Origin of the sequence: Desertivirga arenae (assembly GCF_017355785.1) — a bacterium.
GTDB lineage: Bacteria > Bacteroidota > Bacteroidia > Sphingobacteriales > Sphingobacteriaceae > Desertivirga > Desertivirga arenae.
Map to the genome: position 1 here is coordinate 107,667 of NZ_JAFEWE010000013.1, position 13,929 is coordinate 121,595.

At 39.8% G+C, this 13,929-nt stretch carries 14 protein-coding genes; 8 read left to right on the forward strand and 6 right to left on the reverse strand.

Annotation, left to right across the window (positions count from 1 at the left end):
* Positions 1-43: 43 nt before the first annotated feature.
* The gene (locus J4N24_RS19970; protein ID WP_369806246.1) at positions 44-427 is read right to left on the reverse strand and encodes a nuclear transport factor 2 family protein; all 384 of its coding nucleotides are present in this window, start codon (positions 425-427) and stop codon (positions 44-46) included.
* Between the two features lie 99 nt (positions 428-526).
* Here J4N24_RS19970 and J4N24_RS19975 point away from each other — a divergent pair, with 99 nt between their 5' ends.
* From J4N24_RS19975 to rpsJ, 5 genes are all read left to right on the forward strand, one after another.
* A complete protein-coding gene (locus J4N24_RS19975; protein WP_207535501.1) occupies positions 527-1,465 on the forward strand; it encodes a helix-turn-helix transcriptional regulator in 939 nt (312 codons plus the stop codon).
* A 174-nt stretch (positions 1,466-1,639) separates the two neighbouring features.
* Entirely contained in the window at positions 1,640-2,053 is a 414-nt protein-coding gene (rpsL, locus tag J4N24_RS19980; RefSeq protein WP_207424095.1) for a 30S ribosomal protein S12, read from the forward strand.
* A gap of 13 nt (positions 2,054-2,066) precedes the next feature.
* Positions 2,067-2,534, forward strand: coding sequence for a 30S ribosomal protein S7 (gene rpsG, locus J4N24_RS19985; RefSeq protein WP_207535502.1), 468 nt, complete (start codon positions 2,067-2,069; stop codon positions 2,532-2,534).
* Positions 2,535-2,627: 93 nt separating this feature from the next.
* Positions 2,628-4,739 carry an elongation factor G gene (gene fusA, locus J4N24_RS19990; protein ID WP_207535503.1) on the forward strand — a complete coding sequence of 704 codons (2,112 nt, stop codon included), beginning with the start codon at positions 2,628-2,630 and terminating at the stop codon, positions 4,737-4,739.
* Between the two features lie 151 nt (positions 4,740-4,890).
* Positions 4,891-5,196 (forward strand): 30S ribosomal protein S10, encoded by a 306-nt coding sequence (gene rpsJ, locus J4N24_RS19995; RefSeq protein WP_207424092.1) that lies wholly within the window; start codon positions 4,891-4,893, stop codon positions 5,194-5,196.
* Between the two features lie 242 nt (positions 5,197-5,438).
* Here rpsJ and gcvP read toward each other — a convergent pair whose 3' ends face one another.
* The 3 genes from gcvP to ahcY form a co-directional block, all read right to left on the reverse strand.
* Positions 5,439-8,324, reverse strand: coding sequence for an aminomethyl-transferring glycine dehydrogenase (gene gcvP, locus J4N24_RS20000; RefSeq protein ID WP_207535504.1), 2,886 nt, complete (start codon positions 8,322-8,324; stop codon positions 5,439-5,441).
* 105 nt (positions 8,325-8,429) lie between these two features.
* A complete protein-coding gene (locus J4N24_RS20005; protein ID WP_207535505.1) occupies positions 8,430-9,152 on the reverse strand; it encodes a pyridoxine 5'-phosphate synthase in 723 nt (240 codons plus the stop codon).
* Between the two features lie 60 nt (positions 9,153-9,212).
* Positions 9,213-10,529: an adenosylhomocysteinase gene (gene ahcY / locus J4N24_RS20010; protein ID WP_207535506.1), complete on the reverse strand. Its 1,317-nt coding sequence runs from the start codon at positions 10,527-10,529 to the stop codon at positions 9,213-9,215.
* Positions 10,530-10,783: 254 nt separating this feature from the next.
* Here ahcY and J4N24_RS20015 point away from each other — a divergent pair, with 254 nt between their 5' ends.
* Complete coding sequence (locus J4N24_RS20015) at positions 10,784-10,993, forward strand: hypothetical protein (RefSeq protein ID WP_207535507.1); 210 nt, start codon at positions 10,784-10,786, stop codon at positions 10,991-10,993.
* A gap of 88 nt (positions 10,994-11,081) precedes the next feature.
* Complete coding sequence (locus J4N24_RS20020) at positions 11,082-11,492, forward strand: BrxA/BrxB family bacilliredoxin (RefSeq protein WP_207535508.1); 411 nt, start codon at positions 11,082-11,084, stop codon at positions 11,490-11,492.
* Between the two features lie 103 nt (positions 11,493-11,595).
* Here the strand turns inward: J4N24_RS20020 and cdaA are convergent, their stop codons facing one another.
* Positions 11,596-12,387 carry a diadenylate cyclase CdaA gene (gene cdaA, locus J4N24_RS20025; protein WP_207535561.1) on the reverse strand — a complete coding sequence of 264 codons (792 nt, stop codon included), beginning with the start codon at positions 12,385-12,387 and terminating at the stop codon, positions 11,596-11,598.
* Positions 12,388-12,460: 73 nt separating this feature from the next.
* The gene (gene folP, locus J4N24_RS20030) at positions 12,461-13,321 is read right to left on the reverse strand and encodes a dihydropteroate synthase (RefSeq protein ID WP_207535509.1); all 861 of its coding nucleotides are present in this window, start codon (positions 13,319-13,321) and stop codon (positions 12,461-12,463) included.
* A 50-nt stretch (positions 13,322-13,371) separates the two neighbouring features.
* On the opposite strand from folP, the gene J4N24_RS20035 reads away from it, so the two are divergent.
* Entirely contained in the window at positions 13,372-13,920 is a 549-nt protein-coding gene (locus J4N24_RS20035; protein ID WP_242691746.1) for a DUF1599 domain-containing protein, read from the forward strand.
* Positions 13,921-13,929: the final 9 nt, after the last annotated feature.

Below are 13,929 nucleotides of genomic sequence, written 5' to 3' on the forward strand. Positions count from 1 at the left end.
AGCACTGAGGCAATAGGATACCTCAGTGCTGAATCAGAGATGTTTATTGTTGCATAACTGTAACAGGTGCAGGTTCAGTTTCAATAAGTTTTCTTAATTGTATTATCTTCCAATCATCGCCTTTTTTTACCATTGTTAAAGAATGCTTTGCAACGAAGTCGGGATAGGCAAAATCAATATTCACTTCGGCTGTATTGGGAGTAAGTTTGACAATTTCATATTGAGGATAACAATCCTGATCTAATTTGCCAACTTGCTGTAAAAAGCTTAGATATTCTCCTTTTGAAATTTCAATTTCTCCAAGCTTCCCCGGAGTAAGAATACGGACGTCCTTGTCCAGCAATTTACGCAGTTGGGGAACATCGTTGTTTCGTTGAGCCTGCATAAATATCTGGATGAAATAATTTTCCGGATATGCGAAAAACACCAATTTTAAAGACGGTGAAATTTGAGACAGGTCAAGAACATTGTTGACCTATCTCATTGAATTTTCTATCAAAAGGCTGTTATTTTAAGCTGATTTGATATGTATATCCAAGCTATTGCCGAAAAGTATCACAATGCGTCTGTAGAGATTATAGACAAGTTGCATGAAGAGAATAAGAAAGACAACATCATATTGAATACCCGATTTAAACAATGTTATTTTCCATTTCATGCAGAAAATTTATCTTTAAAGTTTGCCTTTTCCGGCAACGAGTTTTATGAGCTAGACCGAAGACAACTGTCGGTAAGCAAATCAAATTTTCTTATTGTTAATGAAGGACAGGAGCATGCCAGCTGGATAGAGTCAGATGGTTGGGTTAATTCTTTTGCTATCTACTTTAATCCGACTTTTGTAGCCGCCAGCGTTGACGATGTGATCCTAAAAGATGAAAAGCTGCTGGATAACCCTTTCAATGTTTTTTCAGAAAGTAAAGAGCTCGCTTTTTTTCAAACTCTAATCCCATTGGATGAGAACCTTGTTTATGAGGTTGCCGCTTTCAAAAACTATTTGGAGGCAACTGGAGGGAGGGAACATCTACCAATAGATGAGGAGTTGCGGAAAGTTCTTCATCGAATCATTTGTTTGCATCAAGCAGAGTTGGCTGGAAAACTTTGTAAAGTTGATGCATTAAAAAGATCTACAAAGCTTGAGATTATAAAAAGGCTATACATGGCCAGGGATTTTGTAGAGTCTTTTTACACAGAGAATTTATCCATCAAAGATGTATCGAGGGCTTGTTTCCTTTCTGAAAATCTTATGATGCGGTATTTTAAAGCCGCTTTTGGGATAAGTATACACCAATATCTAATTAACAGACGACTGGAATTTGCCAGGGAGCAGATCTTATCTACAAACCTTACTTTTAATGAAATAACTTATCGGTCTGGTTTCGATTGTCCAAGCTCTTTCGGAAGGTTATTTAAAGCCCGGTTTGGAATAACCCCTAATTTCCTAAGGTCGGATTTTCGGGATCGTTGAAGTGAATGGAGTATCTCAATTGCATCTTTCCTCGGGTAGCATAGTGGGAGATAAAAAAACATTCTATTAAATTTCCATTAACCGCTTGATAATCAAATTTAAGTTCCCTACTTTTGCGTTCCCATTTTTTGGGAAAAACGATTAGTTAATTTTATAAACAAATAACAGCAGTAAATGCCTACTATTCAACAATTAGTTAGGAAAGGTAGAGTAGCTCTGGAGGATAAGAGTAAATCTCCAGCGTTGGACAGCTGTCCACAGCGAAGAGGCGTGTGTACTCGTGTATACACCACTACACCTAAGAAACCAAACTCAGCAATGCGTAAAGTTGCCCGTGTACGTTTAACAAACGGCAAAGAGGTTAACGCATACATCCCTGGAGAAGGACACAACTTGCAGGAACACTCGATCGTGTTAATCCGTGGTGGTCGTGTTAAAGACTTACCAGGTGTGCGTTATCACATCATTCGTGGTGCTTTAGATACTTCAGGTGTAAACGGAAGAAATCAGCGTCGTTCTAAATATGGTACTAAACGTCCTAAACCAGGTCAACCGGCAGCGGCACCTGCAAAAGGTAAAAAGAAATAAGGAGGATTAAGAAATGAGAAAGTCAAAACCAAAAAAACGAATTATCCTTCCTGATCCTAAGTTCAACGACGTTCAAGTTACACGTTTTGTGAACAACATGATGTACGACGGAAAGAAATCAACTGCTTATGCAATTTTCTATGATGCTGTTGAGCTAGTAGAGAAGAAAACCAACGAAAGTGGTTTAGATGCATGGAAAAAGGCGTTGAATAACGTAATGCCTGCTGTTGAAGTTAAATCTCGTCGTGTAGGTGGTGCAAACTTCCAGGTTCCAACTGAAGTTCGTCCTGAGCGTAAAATTGCTTTAGGAATGAAATGGTTGATCCTTTATGCGCGTCGTCGTGGTGAAAAGACTATGATGGAAAAATTAGCTGGTGAAATTATCTCTGCTTCTAAAGGTGAAGGTGCCGCTGTGAAGAAAAAAGAAGATACTCACAAAATGGCTGAGGCAAACAAGGCGTTTTCACACTTCCGCTTCTAGTTAAAGTAGATTACACAGATTAATAATGATTACACCGATTGTACGTTAGCATAATCGGTGTAATCGTTTAAAGTCAGAGAAATCATAAAACAAATGGCAAGAGACTTAAAATATACAAGAAATATCGGTATTGCTGCTCACATCGATGCTGGTAAAACTACCACAACTGAGCGTATCCTTTATTACGCAGGTGTTAGCCACAAGATCGGTGAAGTACACGAAGGTGCTGCAACGATGGACTGGATGGCGCAAGAGCAGGAGCGTGGTATTACCATTACTTCAGCTGCTACTACAGTTAACTGGAAATACAGGAATCAAAACTATCACATCAATATTATCGATACGCCAGGGCACGTGGATTTTACCGTAGAGGTAAACCGTTCTCTTCGTGTCCTTGATGGATTAGTATTCCTATTTTCTGCGGTTGACGGTGTTGAACCTCAATCTGAAACTAACTGGCGTTTAGCTAACAACTATAACGTTGCCCGTATCGGTTTCGTTAACAAAATGGACCGTTCTGGTGCTGACTTCTTAAAGGTTGTTAAGCAGGTTAAGGATATGCTTGGAAGCAATGCAGTTCCTTTACAGTTGCCAATTGGTTCTGAGGATGCTTTTAAAGGTGTAGTTGACCTGATCAACAACCGTGGTATTGTTTGGAATGAGCATGATAAAGGAATGACCTTTACTGAAGTGCCAATTCCAGAAGATATGCTCGATGAGGTTGCTGAGTGGAGAGAGAAATTGTTGGAATCTGTAGCTGATTATGATGAAACGTTGATGGAGAAATTCTTTGACGATCCTAATTCAATTACAGAGCGTGAAATTCTTGACGCTTTACGTGCAGCTGTTCTTGATGCTAAAATAGTTCCTATGGTTTGTGGATCCTCTTTCAAAAATAAGGGTGTACAAACAATGTTGGATTACGTAATGGAGTTATTACCCTCACCTCTTGATTCAGAGGGAGTGACTGGTACTAACCCTGATACTGGTGTTGAAATCACTTTGAAGCCATCAGAACAAGAGCCTTTTGCAGCGTTAGCATTTAAAATTGCAACTGACCCCTTTGTTGGTCGTTTGTGTTTTATTCGCGTTTACTCTGGTAATCTTGAAGCTGGTTCTTACGTATACAATACCCGTTCAAATAATAAAGAACGTATTTCTCGTATCTTCCAAATGCATGCGAACAAGCAAAATCCTATCCCTAATGTTGGAGCTGGAGATATTGCTGCAGTAGTTGGCTTTAAAGATATTAAAACAGGAGATACTCTTTGCGAAGAAAAGAACCCAATTGTTCTTGAATCAATGGTATTCCCTGAACCTGTTATCGGTTTAGCGATTGAGCCTAAAACTCAGGCTGATATTGATAAATTAGGTATGGCTCTAGGTAAATTAGCTGAAGAGGATCCTACATTCCGTGTACAAACTGACGAGGACACTGGTCAAACTGTAATTTCAGGAATGGGAGAGCTACACTTAGATATCCTTATTGACCGCTTACGTCGTGAATTTAAAGTTGAGGTGAATCAGGGAGCTCCTCAGGTTGCTTACAAAGAAGCGATCACAGGCTCTACTCAACACCGTGAAACATACAAAAAGCAATCTGGTGGTCGTGGTAAATTTGCTGATATTCAAGTTGTCATATCTCCGATTGACCCAGACTTCGAAAAAGGCGGATTACAATTCGTAAACGAGATTTCTGGTGGTTCTATTCCTCGCGAATTTATTCCTTCAGTTGAAAAAGGTTTTGCTGCAGCCATGGCTAATGGTGTATTAGCAGGATTCCCTCTTCCTGATCTTAAAGTTCGCTTAGTTGACGGATCATTCCACGCTGTCGATTCAGACTCATTATCCTTTGAACTTGCTGCACGTATGGCTTACCGCGAGGCATTGCCTAAATGTAAGCCTGTATTGATGGAGCCAATAATGAAGATTGAGATCCTTACTCCTGAAGAGAATATGGGTGATGTAATTGGTGACATGAACCGTCGTCGTGGCCAACTTTTAGGTATGGACAGTCGTAATGGTTCACAAGTTATCAAAGCATTGGTTCCTCTATCTGAAATGTTCGGTTATGTAACTCAGTTACGTACCATCACTTCAGGACGTGCTACTTCTACAATGGAGTTCGATCACTATGAACCAGCTCCTAAAAACGTACAAGACGAAGTTGTAGCGAAAGCTAAAGGTAAGTCTGTTAGCGCGTAGTAGTTGGGATTACACAGATTATAAAGATGATTACACCGATTTGATTTACTAGATCGGTGTAGTCATTCCAAAAATCAGTGAAATCGTAATAAGAATAATAAATTGCTGGTCGTAATAAATAGCTCTTACTTCCGGTTTAACTAAAATAAAAATGAGCCAAAGAATTAGAATCAAATTAAAATCTTACGATTACAACCTGGTTGATAAATCAGCTGATAAGATCGTAAAAACTGTAAAACCTACAGGTGCTGTTGTTAGTGGACCTATCCCTCTTCCAACTGAGAAAAAAATCTTTACAGTATTACGTTCTCCGCACGTAAACAAGAAAGCTCGTGAGCAGTTCCAATTATGCTCTTACAAGAGATTGTTGGATATCTACAGCTCTAACTCAAAAACTGTAGATGCACTTATGAAACTTGAATTGCCAAGTGGAGTTGAAGTTGAGATCAAGGTTTAAGTAGCTGGAGATTTTAAATTCACCGAAATAGATCCCGTCAGGTTTTCCTGGCGGGATTTTTTTATTAAACACGAATTACACGAATTACACGAATTACACGAATTACACGAATCTTTTGTAGATGCTTTAGTAAGACTAATGATTGGAAGCTAGTTATTCATTACAAAGTTAGCTTGAAAAAAAACGCAGGTAGGGTTTACCTACCTGCGCTTCCTTATCTTTTATTAGCCTTCCTTCAAATTTTATACAAACGCGTCTTCTGCATAAGCTTCCAATGGAGGGCAAGAGCAAATGAGAGTACGATCGCCATGGGTGTCATTGACCCTGCCAACGGAAGGCCAGAACTTGTTATCCTTAACGTAAGGGAGAGGGAAAGCAGCTTGTTCGCGAGAGTATAGCTTGTCCCAATTATCAGAAACTGCAACACCAAAAGTATGGGGTGCATTTTTCAACGGATTCTGAACTTTGTCTGATAACCCGCTTTCAACTTCTTTGATTTCTTTTCGAATAGAAATGAGAGCATCACAGAATTTATCTAGCTCATGTTTTGGTTCTGACTCAGTTGGCTCAACCATTAACGTTCCTGGTACAGGGAAGGAGACCGTTGGAGCATGGAAACCATAGTCCATTAATCTTTTCGCAATATCCACAACTTCAATTCCAGCAGTTTTAAAGGCTCTGCAGTCCAATATCATTTCGTGTGCACACCGGCCTTTAGATCCAGTATAGAGGACGGGATAATGCTGTTCTAACCGTGATTTAATATAGTTCGCATTAAGAATTGCATATTGCGTTGCATTTGTTAATCCTTCTGTTCCCATCATAGCAATGTAAGCGTGTGAAATGAGAAGAATAGAGGCAGAGCCCCATGGTGCAGCAGAAACTGCGGGGATGGACTTTCCTCTTTCAATATCTACGACAGGATGCCCTGGTAGATAAGGTACTAAATGATTAGCAACTCCAATAGGACCCATTCCAGGACCACCGCCTCCATGCGGGATACAAAACGTTTTATGAAGGTTCAGGTGACAAACATCAGCTCCAATGGTTGCGGGACTTGTCAATCCCACCTGGGCATTCATATTTGCTCCATCCATATAAACCTGTCCTCCATTTTTATGAATGATCTCGCATATTTCAATGATAGATTCTTCAAATACTCCATGGGTTGAAGGGTAGGTAACCATTAGGCATGAAAGGTTGTTTTTATGCTCTTCCGCTCTTGCTTTAAGATCTTCTACATCAATATTTCCGTTTTCATCACATTTCACAACTATGATTTTCATTCCTGCCATTGCCGCGGAAGCAGGGTTAGTGCCATGTGCGGAAGCAGGAATAAGGGCAACATTCCGGTGTCCCTCTCCTCTGTCTATATGAAATGCCCGAATGACCATTAATCCTGCATACTCCCCTTGAGCTCCAGAATTTGGTTGGAAGCTCATTGAGGCAAAACCTGTAATTTCACTTAGCCAATCGTTAAGTTCAGTAATCACTTGTATATAACCGCCTACCTGGTCAATTGGTGCAAAAGGATGGATCTTGCTGAAGTGAGTCCAAGTCACAGGGATCATTTCTGTTGTTGCATTCAACTTCATGGTACAAGAACCGAGAGGAATCATTGAATGGCAAAGAGAAAGATCTTTGGCTTCTAGAGATTTTATGTAACGCAACATCTCATGCTCAGAATGGTGCGTATTGAAAATTGGGTGAGTCAGGAATTCAGAGCTTCGGATAAGCTCAGACGGAATTCTTGCAGAGACAGAAGCTTTTAATGAATTTAAGTTTACATCATTTAAGTTCTTTCCTTTTACTTTTGCAAAGAAGGCAATGATGGTTTGAATATCCTCAAAACGTGTAGTTTCGTCGAGTGAAATTGTAATGAAAGAACCTTCATAGTGCAGATTCACTTCATTATTTAATGCCTCTGCATGGATAGCACCTGTAAGATCTCCGGCGTTAATTTTGATTGTATCAAAAAAACTATTGTTCTCTTGTTTATAACCTAATTCCTCCAGTGCGTTTGAAAGAAGTACAGTTAAACCGTGAACTCTTTGAGCAATCAGCTTTAAGCCTTCCCGCCCGTGGTACGCGGCATACATTCCAGCCATAATAGCTAGTAAAGCCTGAGCTGTACAGATATTTGAAGTTGCTTTGTCTCTACGGATATGTTGCTCTCTAGTTTGCAAAGCCATCCTTAGAGCATAATTACCTGAAGAATCAACTGTAACGCCAATAATTCTCCCAGGCATAGATCGCTTGTATTCTTCTTTCGTAGCGAAGTAGGCAGCATGAGGGCCTCCAAAACCGATTGGAACACCAAAGCGTTGCGTGTTTCCTACAACAATATCTGCACCCCATTCTCCGGGAGGAGTAAGTAGGGTTAAGCTTAAAATATCAGCAACAACCGTAAGTTTTATGCCTTTTTCGTGAGCCTTTTCTGCAAATTCCTTGTAGTTGTAAACTGCTCCATTTCCTACAGGATACTGGACAATTGCCCCAAACATATCCTCAGTTAAATCAACAGTTTCATGACTGCCAATAACAAGGTTGATTCCGTAAGGAGTAGACCTTGTTTTTAAAATGTCTATAGTTTGCGGAAAAAGCTCTTCTGATACGAAGAACGTATTGGCCTGCTTGTTTTTACGGAGACTATACTGCATAAACATTGCTTCAGCCGCAGCAGTACCCTCATCTAATAATGAAGCATTCGCTATTTCCATCCCGGTTAGATCTATAACCATTGTTTGGAAATTAAGAAGTGCTTGTAGCCTTCCCTGGGATATTTCTGCCTGGTAAGGGGTGTACTGTGTATACCATCCAGGGTTTTCGAAGATATTGCGGAGTATTACCGGAGGTGTTACGGTATCGTAGTATCCCTGCCCGATATAGGATTTAAATATTTTATTTTTAAGAGAAACCTGTTTGAGATGTTTCAGGTAGTCATATTCACTTTTAGGTGCAGGAAGATTAAGCGGAGTCTTTAATCTTATCTCAGATGGTACTGTTTCATTTATCAGTTGATCCAGAGATTCTGCTCCCACAACTTTCAGCATTGCTGCTGTATCTTTCGAACTTGGAGCGATATGTCTATCTTGAAATCTCTCCTGAAAATCAATGTTTAAGTTCATGAATATGAGGTATAAAAGAAGCCGCAAAAATACATATTTGCGGCTCCAGTTTCAATTTCGTCAATGCTTTAAATAGTTAATAACCTGTAAAGTTTTCAACAGGACTTACAAGTTCCCCAAACGTCTCTGATACATAGGAATAACGTTTTCAAGACCAAGATAAAGAGCGTCGGATACTAATGCGTGCCCTATACTTACTTCAAGTAGTCCAGGGATATTAACAGCAAAGTATTTTAAGTTGTGTAAGTCAAGATCGTGACCTGCATTTAGTCCTAGTCCCACTTGTTGAGCAACTTTCGCGGCTTCAATGTATGGAGCTACCGCTTGTTCTTTGTTGGCAGGATAATTATGGGCATATGCTTCCGTGTACAGCTCAACCCGGTCAGTTCCTGTTGCGGCTGCAGCTTCGACCATCTTTGGATCCGGGTCAACAAAAATTGATACTCGTATTCCCGCTTCTTTGAATTGAGCGATTGTGTCTTTCAAATAATCCTGATGTGTAATGGTATCCCAACCATGATTTGACGTGATTTGATTTAGGGCATCCGGAACCAAGGTCACCTGAGTTGGTTTATTAGCAAGAACGAGACTCACGAACTTCTGCTCCTGGCAATTTCCTTCAATGTTAAATTCTGTAGTAAGGACCGCTTTTAGATCATAAACATCCTGATACCGGATGTGCCTCTCATCTGGCCGGGGGTGAACTGTTATCCCCTGGGCTCCGAACCTTTCGCATGCCAGAGCTGCTTTTACTACGTCCGGATTGTTGCCTCCCCGTGAATTCCTTAGTGTAGCAATTTTGTTGATGTTTACTGATAGCTTAGTCATGGTATAAAAATAAGAAAACCCCGACTTTTGGTCGAGGTTTTCTCTTTATTGACACTAATATTAATATCTGTAATGCTCAGGTTTAAATGGACCCTGAACCTCAACTCCAATGTATTCTGCCTGATGGTTATCCAATACATCCAGTTCAACACCTATTTTCGCCAGGTGAAGACGTGCTACTTTTTCATCCAGATGCTTAGGAAGAGTGTACACCTTGTTCTCGTATTTATCGGTGTTTGTCCACAGCTCTAATTGAGCAAGAGTTTGATTTGTAAACGAATTTGACATTACGAAAGAAGGGTGACCCGTTGCACAGCCAAGGTTAACCAAGCGGCCTTCAGCTAATACAATAATGTCTTTGCCATCAATGGTATATTTGTCTACCTGAGGCTTGATCTCGATCTTTGTATTTCCATAAGTTCCATTTAACCAGGCCATGTCAATTTCATTGTCAAAATGTCCAATGTTACAAACGATAGCTTTGTCCTTCATGGAATGGAAATGCTCTGCGCGAACGATATCGCAATTTCCAGTAGCAGTAACAATGATGTCGGCTTCTTTAACTGCTGTTGCAAATTTCTTTACTTCGAAACCTTCCATGGCAGCCTGAAGAGCGCAAATAGGATCAATTTCAGTCACGATAACACGAACACCTGCATTACGCAATGAATCAGCAGAACCTTTACCTACATCTCCATAACCAGCAACAACAGCAACTTTACCTGCCATCATTACGTCGGTAGCACGACGAATTGCATCTACCAATGATTCGCGACAACCGTATTTATTATCAAACTTTGACTTGGTAACAGAGTCGTTTACATTGATTGCCGGAAGGTGAAGAGTACCGTTCTTCATGCGTTCGTACAGGCGGTGAACACCTGTAGTAGTTTCCTCAGAAAGACCTTTGATGCCTGCAATTAGTTCAGGATATTTATCAAAGACCATATTCGTTAAATCGCCCCCGTCGTCAAGAATCATATTCAAGGGCTGACGGTCTTCACCGAAATATAAAGTCTGCTCAATGCACCAATCGAATTCCTCTGCATTCATGCCTTTCCATGCATAAACCTGAATTCCTGCAGCAGCAATTGCTGCAGCAGCATGGTCTTGCGTGGAGAAGATGTTACATGAAGACCAGGTAACTTCCGCTCCAAGAGCTTTTAGTGTTTCAATTAATACAGCAGTCTGAATGGTCATGTGCAAACATCCAGCGATGCGAGCTCCTTTTAAAGGTTGCGACGCTCCGAATTCTGCACGTAATGCCATTAATCCAGGCATTTCAGCTTCCGCCAATTCAATCTCTTTGCGTCCCCACTCTGCAAGTGAGATATCCTTAACTTTGTAAGGAACATAAGTTGTCTCTACTGATGACATAGTTGTTATTTTATTTATTAGTTGCTCAAAAAAGCCAGTAACCTAGATGGTTGAGGTTGCAAATTTATCAATAAACTCAATATTTATTGTTTTTTAAAAGCAACAAAATTAGGGTATTACTTGAGATCGATTTGCAGTTTTGTGGCTTAACGTTCGTACCTTTGTCATAGGCTTATTTTATGAATAAAAACCTGCTTTTTCTCACAATTCTATTCTTGTTTCTATCCTGTAAGAAGTCTTCTAATAGTGTTTGCATGGATTGCATTGCTTACAATCTCGAAAGTTTAAATCCTGAGCTTCGTATCGGTGCTCCACTGAATCAAGAGGAAAATTGTGGCTCAGAGGAGGAGCTAAAAGATTGGGAGGACCGCTACTCCGCTCAATTTGCAGGTTCTCCGACCTACATATATTGTATGAAGAGAAGTGGTAAGGATACTACATATATCGTTAAAACAACAAGATAAATGTGACAGAGTCTTGATACCTTAGACTTTCACGTATAGTTGAATAGCACTAATTTTGCGTTTAATATACAATAGAAAATAAAAGAGTATGTATCCAGAATATTTAGTTGCCCCAATGCGGGAAGAACTTACTAAAGTTGGTTTTGAGGAATTGAAGACTCCTGAAGATGTGTCTGCGGCGATCAACACTCAGGGAACCGTATTTGTAGTGGTAAACTCTGTATGTGGCTGTGCAGCTGCCAATGCACGTCCAGCTGCCCGAGCTGCTGTTCAAAATGATAAACATCCAGACAAATTTGTTACTGTTTTTGCTGGTATGGAAAAGGAAGCTGTAAACGCCGCCCGTGATTTTATGTTACCTTACCCTCCATCTTCGCCATCTATGGCTTTATTTAAAGATGGGAAATTGGTACATATGATCGAACGTCATCAAATTGAAGGACGTCCTGCTCAGATGATCGCTGATAACCTTATTGGAGCTTTCGAGCAATACTGTTAGTATAGAACCACTGATAATTAGTGATTACACCGAGGTTGGATAATAACCATCGGTGTAATCATAAATAATCGGTGCAACCATTACGAATCGGTGTAGTTCTACCTTATAGATCTCCGAGTAAGAGCTTCTCTAAATCTTCTGCGTTGAGATTCATTTTGACCCTTCCCTGTTTGGCATAGGCGATAGTTCCCGTTTCCTCTGAAACTATTACAGCCACGGCATCGCTCATTTCTGATATTCCGATACCGGCTCTATGTCGCAAACCAAAGTGCGGTGGTAATTTTTCGTTATCAGTAAGAGGTAGAATACAGCTGGCACATCTTATTTTTCCATCAGATATTACCACAGCTCCGTCGTGCAATGGGCTATTTTTCTGGAAGATACTTTCCAATAAGCGTTTGGAAATGATAGCATCCATTTGTTCCCCGCTATTTTGATAGTACTGTTCATCAAAGTATTTTGCAAAAACGATAAGTGCTCCGGTCCGTGTCGCTTGCATATATTTACATGCATCTACAATTGGTTTAAGCGAAATTTCGTTGTCTTTAGCTGCTTCTTGTTTGCTTGCAAAGAATGTTTTCCAAAGGCGGTTACGATGAATAAATGCATTTTTGCCAATAAGAAGAAGGAATCGCCGGATCTCCTGCTGAAAAACTACTACTACAGCTAAAACCCCTACACCAACAAATCCTCCTAGAAAGTGACTTAGGAGGTGCATGTTCAACTGCAGGGTAACCAGATATACAAGGTAAATTATAATTAAACCAAGAAGAATGTTCAGTGCAATTGTTCCCCTTATTAGATTGTAAATATAGTAGATGATGAATGCTACTACTATAATGTCTATGATGTCTAATAGGCGCAAGTGCAGGAAACTAAGGTCAAATCCCTCCATAACTCTGTAAAATAACATTTTTTATTGAATTGAAATGATGGGTTGTTTGATTCTCCAGCATTCTTTAAAAGATTTATTCGGTCTCTAGTGCCCTAAGTAATTTTACAACCTGAGCAGCTTCTTTCACATCATGAACTCGGACAATATCTGCACCCTTTTGAAGCGCAATGGTATTTAAGATTGTAGTACCATTTAAAGCTTCTTCACTTTTAATTTTCAAAGTTTTCCATATCATTGATTTTCTTGAAATCCCGGCAAGCACTGGAATACCAGGAATTGAAAATCTTTCAAAGCTATTTAGTAGTTGAAAGTTTTGTTCAATCGTCTTAGCAAATCCAAATCCTGGATCCAGGATGACGTCTTTTACTCCCAGTTCTTTAAGCTTTATAGTTTTTAATGAAAAATAGCGGAGTATATCAGAAAAAATATTTTCATAATGCGTATGTTGTTTCATATCCTGTGGCGTTCCCCGCATATGCATAAGAATATAGGGAGCTTTTAACTCAGAAGCAGTTTTAAACATATTGTGATCTAATTCCCCTCCGGAAATGTCATTTATAATATGGCCTCCTTCACCTAAAGCAGCCCTGGCCACTTCGGCTCTAAAGGTATCTATAGAAATTATGGCGGCGGGATAGCGCTTTGAAATTTCTTTGATAATAGGAATAAGCCTTTTTTTTTCCTCATCCATAGAGATGTCTATCGCCCCTGGTCGCGATGAATATGCTCCTATATCGATCAGATCTGCTCCCTCTTCCAGCATTTCTTCGGTTCGTTGTATCGCTGTTTCTACTGAAGACACCCGGCTACCAGAATAAAATGAATCTGGAGTTATATTAAGAATACCCATTACTTTGGGACGGAGAAAATCAATTAGGGTTCCCCGCGCATTAATAGTCTTCTTTTTCCGAATAATCGTATTTTTATCGCTCATTAATGCAAAATAGGGGTTTATCCCCCGTTAAATCAAATATTAAACACGTTTTGGCTACTAACACATTAGAAGAATACAACGCAGTAATAAATGCATGTAAAGATCTTTTTATAAGGAAAACGCAGGATTACGGAACAGCATGGCGTATTCTTCGACCAAGTTCAATAACTGATCAGATTTTTATCAAGGCCCAGCGTATCCGTACTCTCGAGGAAAAAAAAGTATCTAAGGTAGGAGAGGGGATTATTCCGGAGTATGTAGGAATCATTAACTATTCCATAATTGCCATGATTCAGTTGGAATTAGAGGAGTCTGCTCCTATGGAGATAGTTGTTGATGAAGTTGAAAAACTTTACGACCTTAAAGTCAGAGAAACAAGGGATCTAATGTTTGCGAAGAACCACGATTATGGAGAAGCCTGGCGTGATATGCGTATAAGTTCATTAACTGACCTTATTCTCATGAAGATCTTCCGAGTTAAACAGATTGAGGATAATCAAGGAGAAACGATCGTTTCGGAAGGAGTTAAAGCTAACTACCAGGATATGCTGAACTATTCTGTTTTTGCCTTGATCAAACTTAATTATCCCGAATCCTGAAAAACTTAA